The following is a 25,391-nucleotide window of genomic DNA, read 5'->3' on the forward strand; positions in this document are numbered from 1 at the left end:
GAAAACGCAGCAAAAGCAGCAGCTGACAAACGCAAAGCTGAAGAAGAAGCGCTTAAAAAAGCAGAAGCTGAGCGCAAAAAGCGTGAAGAGGAAGCAAAAGAGCGTGCTGCTGAGGCCGAACGTAAACGCCAGCAAGCAATGCAAGAGCAAATGTTACAAGAGCAACTTGCCAAAGAGCAGGCTGCCCGTAGTAAAATACGTCAGCAACAAGTGGTGAGCGAAGTTGATAAGTACCGTGCATTAATTATGGCGCGTATTCAGCAAAACTTACTGATTGATGAAAAAATGAAAAACCAACAGTGCCGAGTTAATATTCGTTTGGGCTTTAATGGTTTAGTAACGCAAGTTAAATCATTAGGTGGAGACAAGTTAGTATGTGAAGCTGCATTAAGAGCAGTGCGAATGGCTGACACATTACCGGTATCTAAAGATAAAGACGTATTCGAAAAACTTAAGAATATTAATTTAACAATCAAGCCAGAATTTTAAAGGAATGATATGTTCAACAAAATAAAAATAGCCTGTTTAGTTTTACTGTTTGGGATTACGGGTGTTGCTAATGCAGCGCTTGAAATTGTAATAACAGAAGGTGTAGACGGTGCAAGGCCTATTGCCATTGTACCTTTTAAATACCAAGGTGTTGGTCCAATTCCTGAAAAGCTAAGTGGTGTTATTGCTGCCGATTTAATGCGCAGTGGTAAGTTTAAACCTGTTGATGTGGCGCAAATGCCGCAACAGCCAAGTAAAGATGGCGAAATTGATTATGCGTCTTGGGTTAATAAAGGTGTTGAAGCTGTTCTTGTTGGTGAGGTTGAGCAACAAACTGATGGGCGTTATTTAGTTCGTTATGAGTTAGTTGATGTGATTCGCGGCCAAATTACCGGTGGCAATACGCAAATGATGAGTAACGGTAAGTTAGTTAAAAGCCAAGATCATATTTTAGAAGCGCGTGAAAGTGTTATTGGCGAGAGTGGTTTTCGTCGTTATTCACACCGCATTAGTGATGTTATTTATGAAAAGCTAACGGGTGAAAAGGGCGCGTTTTTAACTAAAATTGCATATGTAATAGTACGTGATAACGAGCCTAAACCTTATCAGCTAGTCGTTGCTGATTACGATGGTTTTAACGAACAGGTATTACTTCGTTCAAAAGAACCATTAATGTCGCCAGCATGGTCACCAAATGGTACTAAACTAGCGTATGTAACGTTTGAAAACCGTCAAAGCCAAATTTACATTCAAGATATATACACAGGTAAGCGTGAAATAATAGCAAGCTACCGTGGTATTAATGGTGCACCGCAGTTTTCGCCAGATGGCAAAAAGCTATTATTAGTGCTTTCTAAGGATAAGACGGGTGCGACAGAAGTTTACATGCTTGACCTTGCTACACGTAAAGAAACACGCTTAACAAATCATCGTAGCATAGATACTGAGCCATCTTGGTACCCTAATGGCCAAGATATTGTGTTTACATCTGAAAGGGGTGGTAATGCTCAGATTTATAAGTTAAATTTAAAAACAGGTAGGTCACAACGACTCACCTTTGATGGTGATATGAACCTTGCTGGTTCTATAACACCAGATGGAAAAGAATTAGTGATGGTTAACCGTACCAACGGGCAGTACCATCTTGCTAAGAAAGAGCTGGCTACAGGTGCGTTTCAAGTATTAACGAGAACACGCCTAGATGAATCACCGAGCATAGCGCCAAATGGTTCGATGATTATATACAGCACGCTCCATAATAATAAACAGGTACTTGCGCTAGTATCGATGGACGGCCGCTTTAAAGCACGGTTACCTGTGCTAGACGGACAAGTAAAGGCACCAGCTTGGTCGCCGTACTTACAGTAATATTACTGGTTTACTCAAAATAGGAATCTACTCAATGCAACTTAACAAAATACTTAAAGGCCTGCTAATTGCTGTGCCAGTAATGACATTAGCAGCTTGTAGCTCATCTTCTGATATTGATGAAGGTGCTGCAAACCAATCAAATCAAGGCGTTGTTGAGCAATCAACTAACACTGATACAGTTGAAGTAGCTACAATCTCTCCTGAGCAACAAGCAGAAGAGCAACTTCGTCAAAAGTACGAAGCACTTCGTCAAGAGCAAGTAATTTACTTTGACTTTGATAAAGCAACTGTTGAAGGTAAGTACGCAGATTTACTTCGTGCACATGCTGAGTTTTTAGTTCAAAACCCATCAGTTAAAGTACTAATTGAAGGCCACGCAGATGAGCGCGGTACTCCAGAGTACAACATTGCACTAGGTGAGCACCGTGGCCAAGCAGTTGAAAAATACCTATTAAGCTTAGGTGTTTCAGCTAGCCAAATGTCAGTGGTAAGCTACGGTGAAGAGAAGCCAATGGTTAAATCTCGCACTGAATCAGCTTTCGCTAAAAACCGCCGTGCGGTACTAGTTTACTAAGATAAGAGATATTATGAAGCCGAAAATTATTTTGGCAGCCATGATATTGAGCGGGAGCACCCAGTTAATGGCTGCTCCCGCTCCTGTTTCAGAAGCTGCAAGTTCACAATCAAGTATTGAGAAGCGATTAGCGTCGCTTGAGAATATGATGCAGTCGCGTAACTTTTTACAAGTAGAGTTACAGCAACAACTTAACTTGTTACAAGACGAAGTAAGTCAAATTCGCGGTGTAACTGAAGAGCAAAGCTACAAACTTGAAAAAGTACTGCAGCGTCAGCGTGAGTTGTATCAAGAGATTGAAAACCGCGTGAGCCAGGCTTATACACAGCCAACAGCAGCTCCAGTAGTCGATCAGGCGCAGCCAAACGATGCACAGAGCTACAGCAGTGACTTATCTGAAAATGAAGCGTACGAGCGTGCTGTTGCATTAATAATGAAAGATAAACGTTATGATCAAGCGATTCCTGAATTTCAAACGTTTTTAACTACCTATCCAAACTCTGTATATGCGTCTAACGCGCATTATTGGTTAGGGCAGTTGCTTACTATTAAAAATGATGGCGTAAAAGCGGTAGAGCATTTTAAAGTGGTTGTTAACGAATTTCCAAATTCTAATAAACGCCCCGATGCAATGCTAAAGTTAGGCACACTTTTACAAGATCAAGGTTCAGCGGCGCAAGCACAAAAAATATTGAGCGATCTTATCAATCAATATCCAAGTACTACCGCTGCAAAACTAGCAACTGATCGTTTGGGAAACTAAAGTTCACCAGCGATTAAATTTCTAGTTAAGGCGAGCAAACTACATGGAAACTCTCGAAGAATCTTGGATTTGCATGTAGTTTGAGCACAAACGGTTTAATTTTGTGCATCTAGACATAAAAACTTAAAAAAAGAGACAATTTCGGTTGCACTCATTTTATAAATAAGTATTATAAGCGCCCGCAGCAAACGAATGGTTACCCCACTCGAAATGCGACAAAAAGAGCGGGTTATTAGCTCAGTTGGTAGAGCAGTTGACTTTTAATCAATTGGTCGATGGTTCAAATCCATCATAACCCACCATTCTTTGAATGGTCTTTTATCGGCGGATTTACGTACAATACTAAGTTGTTATAAAACGCAACGTCAGAGCGGGTCATTAGCTCAGTTGGTAGAGCAGTTGACTTTTAATCAATTGGTCGATGGTTCAAATCCATCATGACCCACCATTCTTTATTCCTCGTGAATACGGTTTGGCATCAATCGGCGGATTTACGTAAGCTTTAACTTAGTAATAAGTTAGCATCTGGAATGGGTTATTAGCTCAGTTGGTAGAGCAGTTGACTTTTAATCAATTGGTCGATGGTTCAAATCCATCATAACCCACCATTCTTTATTCCTTGTGAATAATGATTGGTTCCAATCGGCGGATTTACGCAAAGTAGTAAGTTGCATTTAAACGTAACAATAGAGCGGGTCATTAGCTCAGTTGGTAGAGCAGTTGACTTTTAATCAATTGGTCGATGGTTCAAATCCATCATGACCCACCATTCTTTATTCCTTGTGAATACGGTTTGGCATCAATCGGCGGATTTACGTAAGCTTCATTCATAATTGAATAAGTGCATAGAACGGGTTATTAGCTCAGTTGGTAGAGCAGTTGACTTTTAATCAATTGGTCGATGGTTCAAATCCATCATAACCCACCATTCTATGAAAAGTTATATAAGAGCGGGTCATTAGCTCAGTTGGTAGAGCAGTTGACTTTTAATCAATTGGTCGATGGTTCAAATCCATCATGACCCACCATTCTTTATTCCTTATGAATAGTGTTTGGCATCAGTCGGCGGATATACGTAAGCTTCATTCATAATTGAATAAGCGCATAGATTGGGTTATTAGCTCAGTTGGTAGAGCAGTTGACTTTTAATCAATTGGTCGATGGTTCAAATCCATCATAACCCACCATTCTATGACAGTTTAATCGGCGGATTTACGCAGCTTTTTACAAAGCAGATTTATATTAGAGCGGGTCATTAGCTCAGTTGGTAGAGCAGTTGACTTTTAATCAATTGGTCGATGGTTCAAATCCATCATGACCCACCACTCTCTAATACTTTCCTTTATATTCTTTTTTAATTTCCCACTTTATTTTTTATAAACAGCCTTACTAGTTTGCTGTTATTTGCTTTCATATTCTCGTATAATTCGCCCTAATTAATGCACTGTAGATAAGTGGTCGAGAACATGAGTCTAGCTCAAACTATTATGCCTGAAGGTTATATTTTTCCCCCTAAGCCAGCACCGTTAACACAAGACGAGCAAGGCGAATATAAAGCGCGTATAAAACAATTACTAAAAGATAAAAATGCAGTACTTGTTGCCCATTATTATACCGATCCTGAAATTCAAGCACTTGCTGAAGAGACCGGCGGCTGTGTTGCCGACTCGCTAGAAATGGCGCGTTTTGGCGCACGTCACGATGCAGATATGATTATTGTTGCGGGCGTAAAATTTATGGGCGAAACAGCCAAAATTTTAACGCCAAATAAAACGGTTGTTATGCCAACGCTTGAAGCAACATGTTCGTTAGATATTGGTTGCCCGATAGACGAGTTCTCTGCGTTTTGCGATCAGCACCCAGATCGTAAAGTAGTTGTATATGCAAACACCTCTACGGCTGTTAAAGCACGTGCAGATTGGATTGTAACTTCATCATGTGCACTTGAAATAGTAGAGCACCTCGATGAGCAAGGCGAAAAAATCATTTGGGGCCCAGATAAGCACCTTGGTAGTTATATTCAAAAAAATACCGGTGCTGATATGCTTATGTGGAATGGCGCATGTATTGTACATGACGAGTTTAAAACAAAAGCACTTAAAGACATGAAAGCGCTGCACCCAGATGCAGGCGTATTAGTTCATCCTGAGTCACCAGCAGAAATAGTTGCTCTTGCCGATTCGGTTGGATCTACGAGCCAATTAATCAAAGCAGCGCAAACAATGGACAATAAAAAGTTTATTGTAGCAACTGATCGCGGCATCTTTTATAAAATGCAGCAACTATGTCCAGATAAAGAGTTTTTTGCGGCTCCTACGGCAGGTGAGGGCGCTTCATGTAAAAGTTGCGCACATTGCCCTTGGATGGCAATGAATGGCTTAAAAGCGATTGAGGAAGCCCTCATAAGCCCTAAAGGTAAAGAAGTATTCGTTGATATGGATTTACGCGAAGGCGCACTTAAATCCTTAAATCGCATGCTTGAGTTTACTGCGAGCATGGCTAAGTAACTTCTAAGGTATAAATTAAAAACGGTTAAGTCTTAGATTTAGCCGTTTTTTTGTGCCTATAGGTATGTGTTGCTTGATTAGTAAGCATTTAAAGGCCCAAATTTAAAAATGCCTTGCACCTTAAGGGTCTATTTCATACTATAGCGCGCTGTTGCATTACACAATTGCAGCACCGTGGAGGGATGGCTGAGTGGCTGAAGGCGCACGCCTGGAAAGTGTGTTTAGGTTTATCCCTAACGAGGGTTCGAATCCCTCTTCCTCCACCATTATTCTTAGAGCCCAGTTATTAATATCGAAAGGTAACAATAACTGGGTTTTTTAATGCCTTCAGAATGACTAATTACTTACTAAGCTAAGTGTCGATAACATGCCGACAAGTTCATGTTTTTCGATTGGTTTTGAAACGTAACCATCAAATAACTGCCTGTATATTTCTTTTTGTTCTGTAAAAACATTAGCAGTTAATGCAATAACAATTTGTTCGCTATTAAGCGCCTTAATTTTTTTACATGCCTGAAGACCATCCATTTTTGGCATTTGAATGTCCATAAAAATAATGTCTGGTTTGTGTAACTCGTATAATGAAATCGCTTCTAAACCATTGTTGGCAATAATAATGGTGGCTTTAGTTGGTTCAAGCATCGCAGCTGCAACGAGCTGATTTATTTTATTATCTTCAGCTAATAAAATAATTTTTCCAGATAGGTCAGGAAACTCAATATTTTTGGTTGTTAATGTGCTGTCATCCACCTGCGCTTGTTTTAATGGTAAGTACACATAAAACTGACTCCCTGAACCTAACTGGCTTGTTACTTTAATTTCGCCATTCATCAGGCCTATCAATGATTTAGTGATGGGTAAGCCGAGGCCCGTACCACCATATTCACGCGTGGTTGATTGCTCAGCTTGTTCAAAGCGCTCAAACAATCGATCAATTGCTTGCTCAGAAATTCCAATCCCCGTGTCTGATATACAACAACATATTTTTTTTTCGTCGGTTAGCCTAAAGGTTACTGTAACGCCACCTTGAGATGTAAACTTAATCGCGTTAGATATTAAGTTTAAAAATACCTGTCTGAGTCTAACTGGGTCGCCCACCCAATGCTTGTGCTCAATATCAATCACAAATTTAAGGTAAATGTTTTTATCTGTTGCTTGCACACCTAAGTCTGACTCTAAGTGATGAATAAGTTCAAAAAAATCAAAAGGCTTATGCTCTAATGAAAGCTTGCCGGCCTCTATTTTAGAAAAATCAAGAATATCGTTAATAATGGTGGTGAGTGCTCGAGTTGAATACAGTGATTTTTTTAAATATTCTTTTGATTTTTCATTAAGCGGCTGTTCTTGTAATAGTTGTAATGTGCCAAGTATACCGTTCATCGGGGTTCGTATTTCGTGGCTCATATTTGCTAAAAATTCAGACTTAGCCTGCGATGCTTGCTCAGCAAGTTCTTTTGAGTGACCAAGGGCTTGCTCGTGGTCAATTTGTTCTGTTAAATCGTAAGCAATACCGAGGTAGCCAACGGTGTCTCCTTCGTTATTTAATAATGAGGTGACACTTAAATTAACTTGTATTTGCTCGCCTGTAGAAGAAATGTATGTCCATTGATTAATATCAGGCTCTGTTGCTGTTGCTTTTAAGATAAATACTTCAAAACCAGGGATGACAGGTTTATTCAATTCAGCACTTAGTAGTTTAGCCTTTGTTATAATTTCTTCTTTTAAGTGAAATATGCTTGGGTTTTTAATGCCAATAACATCTTGTGCTTTGTAGCCTAATAACTTTTCAGAAGCGGGATTAAATAGGGTAATTAAGCCGTTTGTGTCGGTCGCAATAATTGAATAACTCGCACTGTTTAAAATACTTTGTTGGAGCATATTTATATCGGCAATTTCTTTAGTGCGTAATTTTACTTCTTTTTCTAATTTTAAATTTGTTTGCTGTAATGCGAGTTTATTTTTTTTAGCCTGAAGTGTTTTTCTCTTAATTCTTTGGTTTCTTCTAAAAATAAACAATTGCATTAAAAAAACTACAAACATACAGCCAATAGTGGCGAAAGAGCCATTAACAATGGCTTGATACCGACTAGGAAGATGAAGGTTATAAATAAAGGCGTCTGAGGCATCAATGGTAATTTTCCACGTTCTACCCATTAATTTTATAATTTTAGTTAATTGATAATCGTTAGTTTTGCTTTTTATGCCATAACTAAAAAAATCAGTCTCAGTATTGTTATTGATATCACTTATCGTTAGTTGATTTTCATCAAGGTGTGAAAGTGAGTCTAAAATTTTATCAATTAACAACGGCGAATATGCCCAACCTAAAAGATCATTAAGGCGCTGTTTTTTATTATCAGAAATAGTAATGGTTTTATATATTGGCATTAATATTAAAAAGCCTTGTTGCGAGAGTTTATTCGCTTGTACTAAAGTCAGTGGCGCCGTTAATTGGGTTGTATTATTTATGGCAGCATTTAGTGCTGCCTGTTTGCGCATGCTCTCAGATCCAATATCTAATCCAATTGCTTGTAAGTTTTTTTGCTCAGGAAAAATATATTGAATTATAAAATGCTCATCACTAGTCGCTACGAGTGTATTCAAATTAAATGTCTGATCGGGTCTATCGTTTTTTGCATCATTCAAAAATTTATTTAATTGCTCAACGCCAACTTTTTTTATATAGCCAATACCATTAGCTCCAGGAAATTCTTTAGCGTAGTTACGGCTCCCAGAGTAGTTAGTTATGGCTTGATAGTTTAAGTTATTTGCACCTATCCCATGTACAAAGCCCTTTAAACCAAATAGCCCATATTGATACAAATCGAGCCTACTGTTAATACCTGTAGAAAGCGATGATAGGCGGTTATCAAGCGCATTGTTTATTTTATTTTTTATGGCTTCTTGGTGTTTAATATGAGCAAAGTAGGTAAGTATAATGCCCGCAACTAATAAAATGACATGAGGAAGCAGTGAGATTAATAACCCTTTATTAACCGGTCGTGCTTGAATCATTAATTAATCCTTTTTCATGAGTCGCAGTAAGTGTGTTTCTATTTTAATAACGTGATAAATATAGCACCTATTATTCAAGACACAACTTTGTTATTAATTGGAATGTATATATTTTATAGAGGTTTAGAGTAGGGGAAGTCTAAAAAGTTGATTTTAAGCCTCAAGATAAAATTAAAGTGCATATAAATATAATAATTTATAAATTTTGCATCACTTTATAGATACCAACAAAAGTAGTAGCAAAAGGTGCTGGTTTTTGTGCTTATTGATTTTTAGAAGAAATCAGCTGCTCATAACTTTACTTAGGTAAGTTTAAATCAAGTAAAATTCAATTGATATTGTGATACTTTTTTAAATAAAATTAGCGACTTAGATACGAGTGAGCAAGAGGTGATCTTTACCAGTTTTTACAATTCATCCGTAATAAAACAAACTCTTACTATTTTATAATATAAAAATTAAAACATTATAAATTTATATTGTTCTATATTTATTAGCATGAAAGAAATGTAATTCCCTTATGACATGTTTGCCGTGTAGGTCAAAAAGCATACACATCCCTATGTGCTGCACGGTAAAAACTTCAAAAACAAGGTAACGGAGATAACTATGGCTCACCGAGTATCTAAATTACTTGCGGCAACAGGCGCAGTATTAACATGTATTTCTATCCCTACGTATGCTGCTGTTAATGGGCTGACAGAACAAGATGAATTTAATATAAAACTTAGATCAATTTATTTCGACCGTGACTACGATAACGACGCAAGTGACGATTCAACTTTTGCTCAAGGTATAGAGCTCAATTACACATCGGGTTATATAAACGATTTATTGAGTGTGGGTGTATCGACTTACACCGTAATGAATATTAACTCTACAGGTTCAGCCGCAGGTAATATTTTACCAGCAGGTAATGAGAGTGGTGGAGTAGACGATAGCTTTTCTAAATTTGGTCAATATTTTTTAGATTTTAAATTGGGCAAAAACGGTCACGTTAAAGTAGGTGGGCAAAAAACCAAAAGTATGCTTTTAAAAAGCTCAGGCAGCCGTGCTATTCCTAATACTTTTAGAGGCGTTTTTGGCGATTACAAAATTGGCAACACTAAATTATATGGTTACGTATACGATAAATGGAGCCGTCGACATGATGATAGATGGGAAGATTTTTCTACCGACCAATCGGCACCTGGCGCCATTAGCGTAATTTGGGGCGTAGGTGCTACGCATAAAAAAGACGACATAACATTAGAGGCTGAATATTTAAATTCCCACAGTTATCTAAGTAAAATGGGATTAAAAATCAGTTACGACATTAAACTTGAGCAAAGTAAGTTAACCCTTTCAACTGGCATATTTACCTCACAAGATGATGGTGATTTATTTGTAACAGGCGCAGAGGGCGGCGATTTAGATGATGAAGATGCACCTGGTGCATTAACAGGTTTAACTAAAAGTGAAAACGATGGATTTGCCTATTACTTAGATGCTGATTGGAAAAAAGATATTTGGAGTGTAGGTGCGGCATTTACTAAAGTAAGTGATGCTTGGATTGAAGATAACTTTAGTGGCGATCATGGTACAAACCCATTTCCAACTCGCTCATTGATTGGTGCCGATTTAACAAATCAAAACGAGGCAACGTGGCAGGCACGTTTTGGCATTGATTTAAAAGCAGTATCGCCAGGTTTAACAACTAAATTTTACTACACAGACGGCAGCGATGCTGAAAACTCTGCATTGGGTAAGTTAGCTGGTACAGCCGACGAAAAATATTGGGCTGTAGATACTCGCTATAAAGTTGAGAAAATAAAAGGCTTAAGCTTACGTTGGTTATTTGTAGATTATACAACCGAAAAATCAGGCAGTGTTGATGGTGTTAAAGGCGACAGAGCCGACCATCGAGTTTATGTAGATTACACTATTAAATTTTAAAAACGTTTAATAAGCCAATGCAAATTTATACATTGGTTTTATTTCCTTTATTAATTACCACTATGATAAAACTAACAAATAGATAATAAAAATAAAGCTAATATATGTTTTCTCTTCAACAGTGGCAATCACAGGGTCAATTCACTCATATTTCTGGCCATCAAATTTTTACTAAAACAGCTGGTGATATAACTAAGCCTGCGCTGCTTTTAATACATGGCTTTCCAAGTGCTAGTTGGGATTGGGAAGGTATGTGGCAAACCCTTAGTGAACATTATTTTGTAATTACACTCGATATGCTAGGTTTTGGTTTGTCAGATAAACCAATAAACGCTACTTATAAAATTACCGAACAATCCGACTTATATACCCAATTTTTAAAAACGTTAAATATTAATGATGTACATATTTTAGCTCATGACTATGGCGATACTGTGGCTCAAGAGTTATTAGCAAGGCAAGTGGTTAGCCAAAGTGACTTTAAAATAAACAGCGTGTGTTTTTTAAATGGTGGGTTATTTCCTGAGGTGCATAAACCATTATTTATACAAAAGCTTTTACTTTCAAAGCTAGGTTGGATAGTGCCAAAATTAATGAATAAACAAAAATTTGCCAATAATTTAGTGACTATTTTTAGTAAAAGTACACCGCCTTCAAAACAAGTGGTAGACACACTTTGGGAGTTGCTAATTTATAAAGATGGTTTAGCCGTTATGCCTAAACTCATTAGTTATATAAAGCAGAGGCAGCAAAACCGAGAACGCTGGGTTGGTGCCATCATAAATAGCAATATACCACTTACGTTTATAGCAGGCGCAGAAGATCCCATCTCTGGTAAGCACATGATTGAGCATTATAAAAAGCTTACCCCCAATGCGCGCGTACAAGAGTTTGTAGAGCTTGGGCATTATCCGCAAGTAGAAAGTCCAGATGCTATTACGCAGGCTTATTTGGATTTTAGAAATTGCCAATAAAAACGCGGCACTAAATTAAGTGCCGCGTTTATAAATTAATAACTCTGAGCATTTAGGCTTTGAACCTTAATATTTTTTCTTTGGTGCTTTTAATTGTTTTTCAAACTCGTCTGAAAACAATATCGTGCCGTCGTCTTCCTCTGTAGGGAAAGCAGCAATAAGTAAGTCATCTTCTTCAAGGCCTGGTGTCCAGCGACTAAACCAGTCAGCAAGCGGGATTGCTTTAGCGCTGCAGCCAGCCCATTCGCCGGTTGCCCATGCTTCTGCAAATTCACGAGTTGGCCAAACTGGTACGCAGTCGTCATCTTCGTTGGCAAGCATAACGCAGCCATCATCGTCGTTTAAAATCCATACTTGTTTAAATTGTTGTACGGTTTCGAACATATAGGCTAGGCGTTTTTTTGCCCCAAGCCCTAAAATTACTGCTTGTTCTTCGCTTAAATTTGGCGTTGTCATAATTAGCTCACTCTTAATTACTATATCTAAATTATATGCACACAAGTATATCGAGTTATATGACAGAGTGTTGAAAAGTTGATATTTAATTTCAGCAATGCAGATCTAATTTGTATATTGAGCAGTATAGGTCACAACTAATTTGAGCGTTCATTCAAAATAAGCTTGAATGTTTGTAAAAAGGCCACATTGTAGTAAGCATATACTTAATGAAGGATTGAAAAATGACTACTGATCTACTTGCTCCGTTTAAACTAAATAACACGATTGAGCTTAAAAACCGCGTACTTATGGCACCATTAACGCGTTGTATGGCTGACGATAACTTAGTGCCAACACAAGATATGGTTGAATATTATGCTCGCCGTGCCGAAACCGGTTTAATTATTAGCGAAGCAACTATTATTCGTCCAGATGCGCAAGGTTACCCAAATACACCGGGTTTATTTACCAGTGAGCAAATTCAAGGTTGGAAAAAAGTAACAGACGCAGTGCACGCTAATGGCGGCAAAATGTTCGCACAGCTTTGGCATGTTGGCCGTGTTGCACATCCTCACTTTTTTGATGGTGATGTACTGGCACCATCGGCAATTGGCGTTGAAGGCTCTGTCCCTCGTATGCGTGAGCTTACATACATCACACCAAAAGCAGCGACTATAGATGACATTAAGGGCCTTGTAGCTGACTACGCAAAAGCGGCAGAAAATGCGATTGAAGCGGGTTTTGACGGAGTAGAAATTCACGGTGCTAACGGGTATTTGATTGACCAGTTTTTACATTACGCTGCAAATACACGCAGCGACGAATACGGTCAAACGCCTGAAAATATGTCGCGTTTTGCACTAGAAGTAACCGATGCAGTTATCGCCGCTGTAGGTAATGAGCGTACTGCTTTACGTGTTACACCGGGTGCTTATTTTAATATGAGCGAAGATAACCGTGATAAAGCGGTATTTGATTACTTATTACCAGAGCTTGAGAAGAGAGATTTAGCATATTTACATGGCGGTATTTTTGACGACAGTACAACGTTTGATTCGCTTGAAGGTAAAACAACGTCTGAATTTTTACGTGCAGGCTACAAAGGTACATTAGTAGGCGTTGGCAGCTATACTTTTGAGTCAGCAAAAGAGGCAATTAACGATGCTAAGTTTGATTTAATCGCTATTGGTCGCCCACTTATCGCAAACCCAGATTACATTAGCAAAATTGCAAACGGTGAAGAACTAGTACCATACAGCGATGAAATGCTAGCTGAATTAAAGTAACAGCTAAATATTATATTTAGTGATTAAGGCACCCAAAGTTAAACCTTTGGGTGTCTTTTTTTGTACATATTCCCGCCATAAATCTTCCATATTTGTTTAACCTTTATGTAAATAAAGTTCATCCTCGTTGTCATATTTAAAATTCATACTGTGCTCGTTTTCATATTTCATAATTAAAACTAAACGGGACAACAATGTACGCTTTAAAAAACAAATCGCTATTGAGCATGGCTATTGCCATGGCGGTATCAACATCTACTTATGCTAACTACAACACCATAGAAGAAGTAACCGTTGTAGCTAAACCAACGAGCTACGCTAACAATGTTATTGAGCCTGCAATGCTTGAGCAGCAAAGTTCGGTATCGAGCATATTATCGGTTATTGATAACTTACCAGGTATTAGCATAAACGAAGGTGATGCATTTGGTGGCGACGATTGGTCTACTACAATCACTATGCGTGGTTTTAGTATTGATGGAAACCAACAACAATTAGGTATGACCGTTGATGGCATTCCCAATGGTGGCTCTAATTACGGCGGTGGTGCTAAAGCTAACCGTTACTTGGAGAGTGAAAATTTAGCAACGGTAGAAGTAGGTCAAGGTACCTCTGATATTAAGTCGGCTTCACTTGAAGCACTAGGCGGGACATTTAACTTTGTAAGTAAAGACCCAAGCCTTGAAAAAGGCACTACCTTTGCTTATACATCAGGCAGCCACGATGCCACGCGTTATTATATTAAACACGAAACAGGCACTGTTTTTAATAACACCCAAGCGTACGTAAGTTACTCGCAAACCGATACAAGCCGCTGGATTGGTTCAGGCAGTAATGGGGGCAAAGACAACCAACACGCAGAGCTTAAGTTTGTATCTAATTTTGACGATTTAACACTTACTGGTCGTTTATCTTACGATGATGTAAGCGAGACAAACTATAACAGCGTAAGCCTTGAGCAGTTTGAACAAACACCCGATTGGGATCAGCTAACATGGAATTGGACAGGAGTACCGCACTTTGACCAAATGTTTGCAGAAGGTTGGGGAACGCTTCGTGAAAATACCTTAGGCTATTTAAAATTTGAATACGCTATTTCACCAACTTCATTATTAACTGTTAGCCCTTATTATCATAAAAATTCAGGTCGCGGCGATTGGATCCCACCTTATTTAACAACGCCTGTTGATGAAAATGGTGACCCAACAACCGAGGGTGGCACTAATGCAGGCTCTTATGGTTTTGCTGATAGTGAAGGCAACCCGCTTGCACCCAATGCCGATTGTACGCAAAGTTTGAGCTGGCCATGGGAGTCGGGTCCTGGTTTAAATCCTGCGTGTTACGATGCAACAGCAACGCCGGTTATGTCTTACCGCCATACGCATTACAACAAAGATCGTTTAGGCGTAACGGCAAATTACCAAGCTACATTTGGTGATCACGATATAGAAGCGGGCTTTTGGTATGAGCAAAGCGAGCGTGACGAGTCGCGTGATTGGCACAAAGTAATTGATGCGCGTATTTATCATCACTTTGATAGCACGCCTTACTGGACACAATACAAAAACACCTTTGATACTGATACATTCAAATGGTACCTACAAGACTCGATTAATTTTGGTGACTTAACATTAAATATTGGTGCAAAACAGTATTTAGTTGAATTACAAAAGTACGACCACTTTGCTAACGAAAGATCAGATAAAGTAGATAGCGACTCAGACGTGTTATTTAGCGGTGGCGTATTGTATCAGCTAAATAACAGCACAGAATTATTTGCTAGTTACAGCGAGAATTTTTCCGCAATAAAAGACGGTGTACTTGAGCGAGATAGCTCAACACTTACAAACATAGAGCCAGAAACTGCCGACAACATCGACTTTGGTGTACGTTACCAAGCCGACAGATTAACCCTTACAGCAACGGCTTACAGTGTTAAGTTTGATAACCGCATTACCTTTATTGCCCCTGGTAGTGGCACAGACGGCATTGATTACACCATTGGTACAAATGGCTCGTACGTAAATGTAGGGGGTATTGACTCAAATGGGCTTGAGCTTGCAGCAAGCTATATGTTAACACCAAGCTGGAGCGTGTACTCGTCGTATACAAATAGCAGTTCTGAGTATTCGTCGGATGATCCAAATGCATACGATTCACAGGGTGTAATATTAAGAGATGGAAGTGGGAATGAGGTAGCACCGAGCTTTAGAAAAGGCGACAGCATAATAGATTCATCAGAGGATTTATTTGTGGTATCTACCGATTACTTTAGCGATGGCTTTCGTGTTGGTTTATCGGCTAAATACACCGGTGAGCGCTTAGGCGCATGGCAAGACGAAGACACTCGCACGCGCAATAAAGTAGACGGCTACACCGTACTTGATTTTAATGCAGGTTATTCAACTGACGTAGATGCCGGCCCGTTTAAAGCCATTGACGTATCGTTTGTTGTTTATAACGTTACTGACAAAAGTTACTTAGCAGGTGGTACTGGTAACGGCGCTACTTATTACATTGGTGCGCCTCGCACCGCTGCAGTTACATTTACCGCTGACTTTTAAATTAAAGCAAAGCCCATCACCGATGGGCTTTGATTGTTTAATGACTAACTTATTGATTTATTAGAACCAATTTTAGTGAATAACTACCCCTAATATTGAAAATATCTTACACTGGTTTTATCTCAAGCAAGGCCAGTGTTATATGCTAAATATTATTCAATCAAACCGGATGGAAGCCCTGCAAGCGCAGTTCCACCAGCTGTTAAAAATAAACCCATTGCAAAGCCCGTTCGACAAAGAAGTGGTGCTAGTGCAATCGCCGGGTATGTCGCAGTGGTTAAAAATAGGTTTGAGCGAAAACTTAGGTGTCGCAGCGCAGGTAGATTTTCCGCTGCCGTCGAGCTTTATTTGGCAGTTGTATCAGCAATTACTGCCAAATGTCCCTAAAGAGTCGGCATTTAATAAGCCCAACCTTGCTTGGAAACTGTTTGCAATTTTACCAACCTGCATTGATGAACCGCTTTATTTGCCGCTAAAAACCTATTTAGAGGGCGATATTGACGGGCAAAAAACCTTTGCGCTATGCGAAAAAATAGCCGATGTGTACGACCAATATTTAATGTACCGACCGCACTGGATAGCCACATGGGATAGCGGCAAAGATGAGCTTGATGACGTAGATGTAGCCATTGCCCCATGGCAACCTGATTTATGGCGACGCATTGTAAAGCTAAGCCAAGAACTTGGGCAAAGCCAATTTCATCGCGCTAACATGCAAGGGCAATTACTTGCAGCACTTGAGACCATGGACAATAGCTTACTGCCACAACGCATTAGTTTATTTGGTATATCGGCGATTGCCAGCTCCCAGCTTGAGGTGTTTGAAGCACTGAGTAAAAAAACAGAGGTTATATTATTCTTTTTTAACCCAAGTGAGCACTACTGGGGCGATATCATAGATGAAAAAACAGCAGCTAAAATAAGCGCTAAATACGCCAAAATGCCGCTGGTGGAAGCGCAACAAAAAAAACAAACCAATCCAGATGAAGAATACTACTTTATTGGTAATCCGTTGTTATCGTCGTGGGGTAAATTAGGCCGCGACTATTTTGAACAACTTGTACAGTTAGATGCCCGTTGGATTGATGGTTTTATTGATGTGTTTGACGACACCTTACTAGGGCAAGTACAAAGCGAGATTTATCAGCTTGCGTTTAAGGGGGAGTCTCTTACCGATAACAAAGAGTGGTTTATAAACGACGAAGGTAAGTTACCAATCAGCGCAACCGACACCAGCATTACGCTCAGCGATTGCCATACACCGCTCAGAGAAGTTGAGCGTTTGCACGACTACTTACTTAACTTATTTAATCAAAACCCAGCGCTTACCCCCAAAGACATAATTGTCATGATGCCCGATGTAGGCACTTACAGCCCTTATATTGAAGCTGTATTTGGCGGGGCACAAGGCAGCCGCTTCATTCCTTACGCATTGGCCGATTTAGCCATAGAGCAAGAAAAGCCTGTCCTTAGTTCATTTGCGAGTTTAGCTAACTTACCGTTTTCGCGCTTTGGTGTATCGGATATTCTCGATTTATTACAAGTGACGCAAATAGCCGAAAAATTTGGGCTTGAAGCGCACGAATACGAGCAAATTCAATACTGGCTTGAACGTGTAGGCGTTAAATGGGGTATAAACGCAGCGCATAAAAGCAGCTTTGATTTACCCGCTATCGAGTTAAATACCTGGCAACATGGGCTCAACCGTTTACTGCTTGGTATTGCCATGCGCGACGAACAATGCCCGTTTAACGGTATTTACAGCGCTGATGAAGTAGAAGGCATGGCGCTTGATACACTTAACAAGCTCGTGCACTTTATTGATGTACTGCAAAGCTTTAAAGAGCTGCTAACGCCGGATGACACGCTCACTAATAAAGCACATATTTTAAGCGAGCTATTAAACGCTATATACGAAAGTGAAAGCGACGACAGCTGGGATTTATTAGTACTGCAAAACGTGCTCGAAGAGTTACAAAAACACCACGACAACGGCGATTACAGTAAAGCGGTTTCGCAGCGTATTGTTAGTTACTTAGTTAAACAAGGCATTCAAGAAAAAGGCGTAGGGCAGCGATTTTTGGTCGGGCAAGTCAATTTTTGTACGCTTATGCCCATGCGCGCCGTGCCATTTAAAGTGGTATGTATGCTGGGTTTAAACGATGCCGACTACCCGCGTAACGTACAGCCCATTGGTTTTGACTTAGTGCCTTATTCTAAAAAGCAAAAAGGTGACCGATCACGTAAATTAGATGACCGCTACTTATTTTTAGAAGCGCTACTGAGTGCCCGCGACAACCTATACATGAGTTACATTGGTCGCTCGTGTTTTGATAACCAACCGCGCATGCCATCAACCCTTGTAAGTGAGTTGTTAGAATATATTGGGCGTAGTTTTGTATTAAACGAAAAGAGTGAAAAAACGCTGCCCGCATGTCTAATTAATCAGCAGCATTTACAGCCCTTTAATAGCCATTACTATTTAGCCGATGAGCAAGCTAATACTGTGCTGAGTAACCACAGTTACAATCCAATTTGGCTGCCAAGTGAGTCAATTAAACCAGAGCCAGGTATTGCGCTTGATGTGACTGTGCCAGATCAGCTAGATCTCGATGTGTTTATTAGAAGTGTGTGCAGCGCACAAGAGAGCTTTTATCAACAAACACTAGGCTTACGCCTGCCACAATTTAATGAAGTAGCAAAAGACGAAGAACCCTTTAGCCTAGATGCACTGCGCCGTTACTTTTACCTTGATGAAATACTTAAAGCCAATATAAACGAGCAACCACTAAGTACCGAGCAAATACTGCAGCGAGGTGAGTTACCTCAAGCCAATGTAGGCAGTCTCATATTTGAGAGTATGGAGCACCGAGTTGACGCGCTTGCAGGGCAAGTAAAAGAGCACATTAAAGGCGGGAAAAGTGAGCCGATAGAAGTTTTACTTACTATTGAAGGCACTAAAATAGAGGGCTGGCTCAATCATGTGTATTTGCAAAAACAAGTGTTTTACCGCAGTGCGAGTATTAAAGCGAAAGATTTAATTAAAGGCTTTATTTATCACCTCGCAGCGCAAAGTATGGATCAACAAGTAGAAACATTGTTACTTGGGCTTGATAAGCAAATTACCTTTGCGCCAATTAATAAAGTAGATGCTGATGCATTGCTACTTGATTGGTTTGAGTTATACAAAGCGCTGCGCGCAGAGCCAGTGCCATTTTTTCCGGTAAGTGGTTATGAATACGTTAAAAGCGGCGGCGATATAACAAAAGCAATGAGCAAATTTAGCCCGCAATACATAGGGCGAGGCGAGGGCGAAAACCCGTATATTCGCTTAACGGTGCAATCGCTAAACGACTGCCAAGAAGAATTTATAAAATGGAGTGATAAATTGCTCACGCCTTTATTTGAACACGCAAAGGAGAGTGACCATGCAAGCGCTTAATCCTCTTACTATGCCGCTCATTGGTCAAAGTTTAATAGAAGCCAGTGCGGGTACTGGTAAAACTTATACCATTACGGGGCTGTATTTACGTTACTTACTAGGTATGCAAATAGAAGGTGAGTTAAGTACGCCGCTCAGTGTTGAGCAAATTTTGGTTGTAACCTTTACCGACGCCGCCACCCAAGAAATTAAAGACCGCGTACGCAGCCGAATTATTGCTGCGCGCGACGCATTGCTTGGGCAAGACCCAAACGACGAACTCATTGAAGGCGTAATTGCCAAAATTGATGATAAGCACCGCGCGTTTAATTTGCTCGATGCAGCTGCTAAATCAATGGACGAAGCCGCTATTTTTACTATTCATGGCTTTTGTCAGCGGATGCTAAAACAACATGCGTTTGAGTCGGGAGTGGCGTTTAATCTCGAATTTATTTTAGATGAGCGCGACATATTACTCGAAACCATTAAAGATTTTTGGCGTGCGTTTGTATACCCACTTAATAAAGAACGCACCGATGCTATTTTAGATGTATTTGCCGCACCAGAGTCTTTATTCGCTCAAGTGGCGAGCATTTTAAACAAAGCTAATGCGCACATTACGCCACAAATAAATTTAGATGATGTATGGAAAGCCCGTGACGAGTACATAACCCGTGTGCCTGCATTTAAAAAAGCGGTGTTAGAGCAAGAGTTTATAGGTGCTATTAAAGGCTCGGGTTTAAGCGGGTCTAAAACGCCAGCACGAAAAGGCAGCCTTAGTGCGCTTGAGGCATTTTGTTTAGGGGGTGATTTGTTTTTTGAATTTGGCACTAGCAAGTATTCGTTTGAAGTATGGAGTACAGAAAACTTAAGCGATGTAGCTAATTATAAAAAAAATCAGCCATTATTTGTGCATCCATTACTGAGTCAGTTTGACGAGCTTGCCGCACTTAATAACACCATAAACCAAGGGCTCAAAATAGCAGTTATACAACATGCAGCACGCTGGGTAAAAGCTGCAATAGTTAAGCGCAAGCAAGAGCAAAGCGTGATCACCCCAGATGACTTACTGACCAATTTACACAGTGCGCTTAATAACGAGCAAGGCGACGTACTGGCGCAAAAAATTGCGCAGTTGTTTCCGGTTGCCATGATTGATGAATTCCAAGATACCGATCCGATTCAGTACGGTATTTTTAGTAAAATTTATGGGCAACAAAATACCACGCTTGCCATGATAGGCGACCCTAAACAAGCTATTTATGGCTTTAGGGGCGCAGATATTTTTACGTATATCGGCGCAAAAGAAGCTGTACAGGCTGATCAGCAATTTACGCTGGGGACTAACTTTCGCTCAAGCACCGATATAGTAAATAGCGTTAATAGTTTATTTGGCAAACACGCTAACAGCTTTATTTATAACGACGCCATACCGTTTAACGCAGTAGCTGCTAAAGGCAAAAAAGCGGATGACTCTTTTTTAATTGATGGCAAACCCGCGACCGCATTCGAATTTAATGTATTTGTGGATGAAGCCGCAGACGAAAAAAACAAACCAACCAACAAAGGTGTAGGGCAAGCGCATTTAGCCACTTACTTTGCTAATAAAATAGTAACCTTGCTTGAAAAAGCAAAACAAGGGGATGCGTGTATTGGCAGTAACCCTGTAAGCGCTGCCGATATTTGTATATTAGTGCGCGACCGTGTTGAAGCGCAAATAATGAAAAAAGCGCTAGATGATGCCAAAATTTCCAGCGTGTATTTATCGCGCGAGAGCGTTTTTAGCCAAGAGCTTAGCCATCACCTACTTAACTTTTTAACAGCGCTGCATGGACAATATGATGAGTCATTGCTGCGCGGTGTTTTAGCTGGTCCGCTATTTTGTTTAAGTTATAACGAAATACATGCACTCGCTGATGATGAAAATAAATGGCAAGACTACTTAAACTTTTTTGCACAACTTAGCCACATTTGGAACAAGCAAGGCGCTATGGCAATGCTTGAGCGCTTAATGAGCCATAACCAACTTAGCGCTAAATGGCAAGGGTTAGGATATAACGTTGAGCGTTGGCTGACGGACTTTAGGCACTTGGGCGAAATACTTCAGCAAAAACAAATAGAGCTTGAAGGTACGCTGCGTTTACTGCGATGGTTTGCACAAAAGGTAAGCCAACAAGACGGTGAAACAGTACAAGTACGCCTAGAAAGTGACGCCAACTTAGTTAAAATTGTCACTATGCATGCCTCAAAAGGGCTTGAATATCCACTGGTATTTATGCCGTTTGCCAGTGGCTATCGCGAAACAAAAGAAGCGCTTTATCATAATAATGGCAAGCTAGTTTACGATTTAAGTAAAGACGAAGATGCCCTTCAAAAAGCAGAGCAAGAACGCCTAGCTGAAGATTTACGCCTGCTTTATGTAGCACTTACTCGCGCCGTACATTTTTGTGCGCTTGGTGTTTATAACATAGGGCAAGGACAAAGTAGCCGCTTGGCTATGCAAAGCAGTGCACTTGGGCATGTTTTATTTGCAGGGCTTGAACTTGCCAGTAGCCAAACATGGCGCACGCATTTAAGTGAGTTTTGCGACGCTAACAGCGCGATGAGCTATCAGCAGTTTACCTCACACACATTATTAGAGCAGGGAACACTTTGTTTTAATAACAGTGAAAGTGCGCAGCAAACGTTAAGTGTTAATAAAGTAACGGCAAATATTGAGCGTAACTGGCGAGCAACCAGCTTTAGTGCGTTGAGCTTTAAAAAGCACAGCGACCAATTAGCCCCAGGGCGAAGTGATGAAGATCACGAAAAAGACGAGTTTGCAGTGCAAGAGGACGAACTACCATCACCTTATAGTTTTCCTAAAGGGGCAAAGCCTGGTAGCTGTTTACACGAAATATTTGAACAAATAGATTTTACTAGCCCAATAGTTCACCCAACTAATACTGAGCAAAACTTATCTGAGGTAGTTAAGCGCAGCCTTGAAAAGTACCACATAGGTGAGCAATGGCGAGAAGTGGCTGAAAAATGGGTGCTTGATGTTCTTGCGTGTCCCCTAGATAACAGCCTTCTTTCATTGGGTGTGCTTACACCCAATGACTGCCTAGTCGAAATGGAATTTAATTTACCTCTTGAGAGCTTAAGTGCACCTAAGCTAAACGAAACGCTGGTGAAACATTTTGGCTTTACGCAAAGTAAGCTTGAATTTTCGCACGTAAAGGGCTTGTTAAAAGGCTTTGTCGATTTAATATTTTGCTACCAAGGCAAATATTATATTTTAGATTATAAGTCTAATTATTTAGGTAGCACGCCAGCTGATTACGAGAGCGACATGCTTGAGCAAGCGATGAGCAGTCATCAGTATCATTTACAGTATTTAATCTACACGGTAGCGCTGCATCGTTTATTAAAACAACGTATAGCTGATTACTCGGTAGAAACTCATTTAGGCGGCGTGTATTACACGTTTTTACGTGGGATGCCCGCAGGGCAAGGCGTGTACTTTAAAAAGCTAACTGTAGAGCAAGTGATTATTTTAGATGGCTTATTTAGCCAAGGAGCCATGCTATGAGCGATTTAAATGAGCAACCTGGCTTGTTTGACGATATAGACGAGACACTTAATAATGAAGCCGCAGAGCCTCTTACTTCAAAAAATGTAGCACAAGATGCCCCATTAGAGGACATTGTGTTAAATAATACGATTATCGAAGTCCCGTTACTTGAGTATTTATTAGCGCAAAATCGACTACGTGTGGTTGATGTTAAACTCGCAGAATTACTGTGTGCTAATGACATTGAGCAAACTCACAATGAGCTGTTTTATATTATTTTATTGCTGTGCTTATCGCAGCAAAGTCAGCATAGCTGCCTAACTTTAAATGAGGTTGATTGGAGTAATCCTTTTAACTTGCGCAAAAGCGACTTTAATAAACTCGATGGCAATGTACCCAGTACGCTAAGCCCGTTTAGTGATGACTTTAATGTACATACAGCGCTCAGTTATTTACAAAACCATGAAAGCGTGGGCGAAAATAAACCACTGCAACTGTTTAAAGAGCGACTTTATTTTGCGCGCCTTGCCGGTTATGAGCAAACACTCGCAGATAGATTACTAAGTATGAGCGAGCGAAAGCTCAATATTAATAATGAAATATTGGCAGAACTTTTAAATACCTATTTTCCTGCTGATTCTGCAATTGAAACTGATTGGCAAAAAGTGGCGTGTGCGATTGCTGCCACCAAAGGCTTTAGCGTGATCACGGGTGGTCCTGGCACAGGTAAAACTACCACAGTGACTAAGTTACTGGCTATTTTACAGTCACTTTATAAAACCGCGCCCCTTAGCATTAAGCTGGTGGCACCGACTGGTAAAGCCGCTGCACGTTTAAGTGAGTCTATTTTGGGCGCTAAAAATAAGCTCACAACGATTCCTGATGATATAAAAACGCTGATACCGCAAAGCGCTCAAACTATTCATCGCTTATTGGGCGTAAAACCGTTTACTAATAAATTCAGTCATAACAAAAGCAATCCGCTGCATTTAGATGTGCTGATTATTGACGAAGCCAGTATGGTTGATTTATCGCTGATGGCTAAATTAATAGAAGCATTGCCTACGCATGCGAGATTAATACTCCTAGGTGATAAAGATCAGCTTGCCTCGGTAGATACCGGCAGCGTAATGAGCGATTTATGCCAAGGTTTAACACTTGGGCAAACGCCACGCTACTCGCAAGCACGCTGTGATGAGCTAAATAGCTTATGTTTTAATAATGAACCTAAGCTCGTAGCGCAAAGTACGAGTGAATTTAAACTCGCAGATTGCGTTGCCTTTTTACAGCACAGTTATCGATTTGATGCACAAAGCGGCATTGGCCAACTCGCACTTGCGGTAAACACAAATAACACCGGTATTTTAAATTACGTTGAGCAAGAAAGTATTGAAGGGCGTTTTAACGATGTAATTTTAGATTACGACTTTGTAGCAAAACCAATTGAAAAGCTTGTTAAAAGTGCAGCAAGTCATTATGCAAAATACCTTAACTTAATTGCCCAAGGTGCAGATGTTGCACAGGTGCATGCTGCTTTTGCTAGTTATCAGCTTTTAGCTGCGGTACGAGAGGGCGATTACGGCGTGCATAGCTTAAATCAGCGAATAGAGCGCGTATTGCAACAGCAAGGTTTAATAACAGTTAGCCCTAATACTCATCATTATACAGGTATGCCCATTATGGTGAGCCAAAACGATTACCAGCTTAAGTTATTTAACGGCGATATTGGTATTTTAATGCCCGATGAAAGTAATCAGCTCAAAGCCATATTTATTGATGAGCAAGGTAATCAACGAGCATTTTCGCCAGCACGACTCCCTGCACACGATAAAGTATACGTAATGACTATTCATAAGTCACAAGGTTCAGAGTTTAGTTACACCGCTATGGTACTGCCACCGCTAAAACAAGCGCGCATGGGTATTAACAGGCAATTAGTGTATACGGGAATAACCCGCGCTAAAAATAAGTTTGAGCTGGTGGCTGACAAAAAAGTACTGCAACTAGCAATGAATAAAAGCGTATCAAGAGCATCTGGTTTATATGAAAGGTTACAATTTTAAGCTTAATTTGAATTTTTTATTAATAATTTAGCTTCAAACTGCTTGTTATTTATCGCGTTATTATAAATGTCTTCTATACTAAAGTTAATTTTATATTGAATGTGTTCGGGCGTGTTGATCTTTGGTGGGTGAATTTGCAGTAGTGTGTTTGGTTTTTAGTCAAGGCAGAGCCTATGTAGTGTGGTATTCCCCATAAATAGGCGATAACGTAGTATAAATACCAAACATACGCTGCCCTTTGGGTTCTTTCTAGGGACGATTAACTCTTTGTTGCCTACATGGATGTAGGTAAGGGGCGTGAGCAGGACGCGGAAGCTTTGCTCGGTTTTACTTATTCTTACATGGATGTAAGCCATTAGAATAACGCAGGAGCAGTTATCGAGCCCACTAGGTTACAAACCTCGCGCCGTGGTTTAATCGTCCCTAGATTGAACAAAT

At 40.1% G+C, this 25,391-nt stretch carries 14 protein-coding genes and 9 tRNA genes; 21 read left to right on the forward strand and 2 right to left on the reverse strand.

What is annotated here, in order from left to right; all coding sequences use genetic code 11:
• The 14 genes from tolA to H5115_RS13390 form a co-directional block, all read left to right on the forward strand.
• The coding region (gene tolA / locus H5115_RS13325) for a cell envelope integrity protein TolA (RefSeq protein WP_182715258.1) at positions 1-489 on the forward strand (489 nt) is incomplete at its 5' end.
• 9 nt (positions 490-498) lie between these two features.
• Entirely contained in the window at positions 499-1,857 is a 1,359-nt protein-coding gene (tolB, locus tag H5115_RS13330) for a Tol-Pal system beta propeller repeat protein TolB (RefSeq protein WP_182755725.1), read from the forward strand.
• 34 nt (positions 1,858-1,891) lie between these two features.
• A complete protein-coding gene (pal, locus tag H5115_RS13335; RefSeq protein ID WP_002960636.1) occupies positions 1,892-2,434 on the forward strand; it encodes a peptidoglycan-associated lipoprotein Pal in 543 nt (180 codons plus the stop codon).
• A gap of 13 nt (positions 2,435-2,447) precedes the next feature.
• On the forward strand, positions 2,448-3,197 hold the full coding sequence (gene ybgF, locus H5115_RS13340; protein ID WP_033021320.1) for a tol-pal system protein YbgF: 750 nt from the start codon (positions 2,448-2,450) through the stop codon (positions 3,195-3,197).
• A 226-nt stretch (positions 3,198-3,423) separates the two neighbouring features.
• Positions 3,424-3,499, forward strand: a tRNA-Lys gene (locus H5115_RS13345).
• Between the two features lie 70 nt (positions 3,500-3,569).
• Positions 3,570-3,645: transfer RNA gene (locus tag H5115_RS13350), tRNA-Lys, on the forward strand.
• Positions 3,646-3,729: 84 nt separating this feature from the next.
• Positions 3,730-3,805: transfer RNA gene (locus tag H5115_RS13355), tRNA-Lys, on the forward strand.
• 85 nt (positions 3,806-3,890) lie between these two features.
• Positions 3,891-3,966, forward strand: a tRNA-Lys gene (locus tag H5115_RS13360).
• 83 nt (positions 3,967-4,049) lie between these two features.
• Positions 4,050-4,125 (forward strand) — tRNA-Lys (locus H5115_RS13365).
• A 24-nt stretch (positions 4,126-4,149) separates the two neighbouring features.
• Positions 4,150-4,225 (forward strand) — tRNA-Lys (locus H5115_RS13370).
• An 83-nt stretch (positions 4,226-4,308) separates the two neighbouring features.
• Positions 4,309-4,384: transfer RNA gene (locus H5115_RS13375), tRNA-Lys, on the forward strand.
• A gap of 62 nt (positions 4,385-4,446) precedes the next feature.
• Positions 4,447-4,522: transfer RNA gene (locus H5115_RS13380), tRNA-Lys, on the forward strand.
• A 141-nt stretch (positions 4,523-4,663) separates the two neighbouring features.
• The gene (gene nadA / locus H5115_RS13385; RefSeq protein ID WP_002962419.1) at positions 4,664-5,704 is read left to right on the forward strand and encodes a quinolinate synthase NadA; all 1,041 of its coding nucleotides are present in this window, start codon (positions 4,664-4,666) and stop codon (positions 5,702-5,704) included.
• A gap of 176 nt (positions 5,705-5,880) precedes the next feature.
• Positions 5,881-5,970: transfer RNA gene (locus H5115_RS13390), tRNA-Ser, on the forward strand.
• Between the two features lie 70 nt (positions 5,971-6,040).
• Here the strand turns inward: H5115_RS13390 and H5115_RS13395 are convergent.
• A complete protein-coding gene (locus tag H5115_RS13395; protein ID WP_182755727.1) occupies positions 6,041-8,719 on the reverse strand; it encodes a CHASE domain-containing protein in 2,679 nt (892 codons plus the stop codon).
• A 609-nt stretch (positions 8,720-9,328) separates the two neighbouring features.
• On the opposite strand from H5115_RS13395, the gene H5115_RS13400 reads away from it, so the two are divergent.
• Positions 9,329-10,654, forward strand: a complete 1,326-nt coding sequence (locus H5115_RS13400) for an OprD family outer membrane porin (RefSeq protein ID WP_182755729.1) — start codon at positions 9,329-9,331, stop codon at positions 10,652-10,654.
• A 104-nt stretch (positions 10,655-10,758) separates the two neighbouring features.
• Complete coding sequence (locus H5115_RS13405; protein ID WP_182755730.1) at positions 10,759-11,628, forward strand: alpha/beta fold hydrolase; 870 nt, start codon at positions 10,759-10,761, stop codon at positions 11,626-11,628.
• Positions 11,629-11,694: 66 nt separating this feature from the next.
• Here the strand turns inward: H5115_RS13405 and H5115_RS13410 are convergent, their stop codons facing one another.
• The gene (locus tag H5115_RS13410) at positions 11,695-12,084 is read right to left on the reverse strand and encodes a DUF2750 domain-containing protein (RefSeq protein WP_002962412.1); all 390 of its coding nucleotides are present in this window, start codon (positions 12,082-12,084) and stop codon (positions 11,695-11,697) included.
• A gap of 224 nt (positions 12,085-12,308) precedes the next feature.
• Between H5115_RS13410 and H5115_RS13415 the strand changes: the two genes are divergently transcribed.
• The 5 genes from H5115_RS13415 to recD all read left to right on the forward strand — a co-directional run bounded on the left by H5115_RS13415 (position 12,309) and on the right by recD (position 24,953).
• Complete coding sequence (locus H5115_RS13415; protein WP_182675388.1) at positions 12,309-13,352, forward strand: alkene reductase; 1,044 nt, start codon at positions 12,309-12,311, stop codon at positions 13,350-13,352.
• Between the two features lie 194 nt (positions 13,353-13,546).
• Entirely contained in the window at positions 13,547-15,916 is a 2,370-nt protein-coding gene (locus tag H5115_RS13420) for a TonB-dependent receptor domain-containing protein (RefSeq protein ID WP_182755732.1), read from the forward strand.
• A gap of 142 nt (positions 15,917-16,058) precedes the next feature.
• On the forward strand, positions 16,059-19,358 hold the full coding sequence (recC, locus tag H5115_RS13425) for an exodeoxyribonuclease V subunit gamma (protein ID WP_182755734.1): 3,300 nt from the start codon (positions 16,059-16,061) through the stop codon (positions 19,356-19,358).
• Positions 19,345-22,908, forward strand: coding sequence for an exodeoxyribonuclease V subunit beta (gene recB / locus H5115_RS13430; protein ID WP_182755736.1), 3,564 nt, complete (start codon positions 19,345-19,347; stop codon positions 22,906-22,908). The genes recC and recB overlap by 14 nt, the downstream gene beginning before the upstream one ends.
• Positions 22,905-24,953, forward strand: coding sequence for an exodeoxyribonuclease V subunit alpha (recD, locus tag H5115_RS13435; RefSeq protein WP_182755738.1), 2,049 nt, complete (start codon positions 22,905-22,907; stop codon positions 24,951-24,953). Before recB ends, recD begins: the two co-directional genes overlap by 4 nt.
• The last annotated feature ends 438 nt before the right edge of the window (positions 24,954-25,391 follow it).

Source organism: Pseudoalteromonas sp. SR44-2 (assembly GCF_014163745.1).
Lineage (GTDB): Bacteria > Pseudomonadota > Gammaproteobacteria > Enterobacterales > Alteromonadaceae > Pseudoalteromonas > Pseudoalteromonas distincta.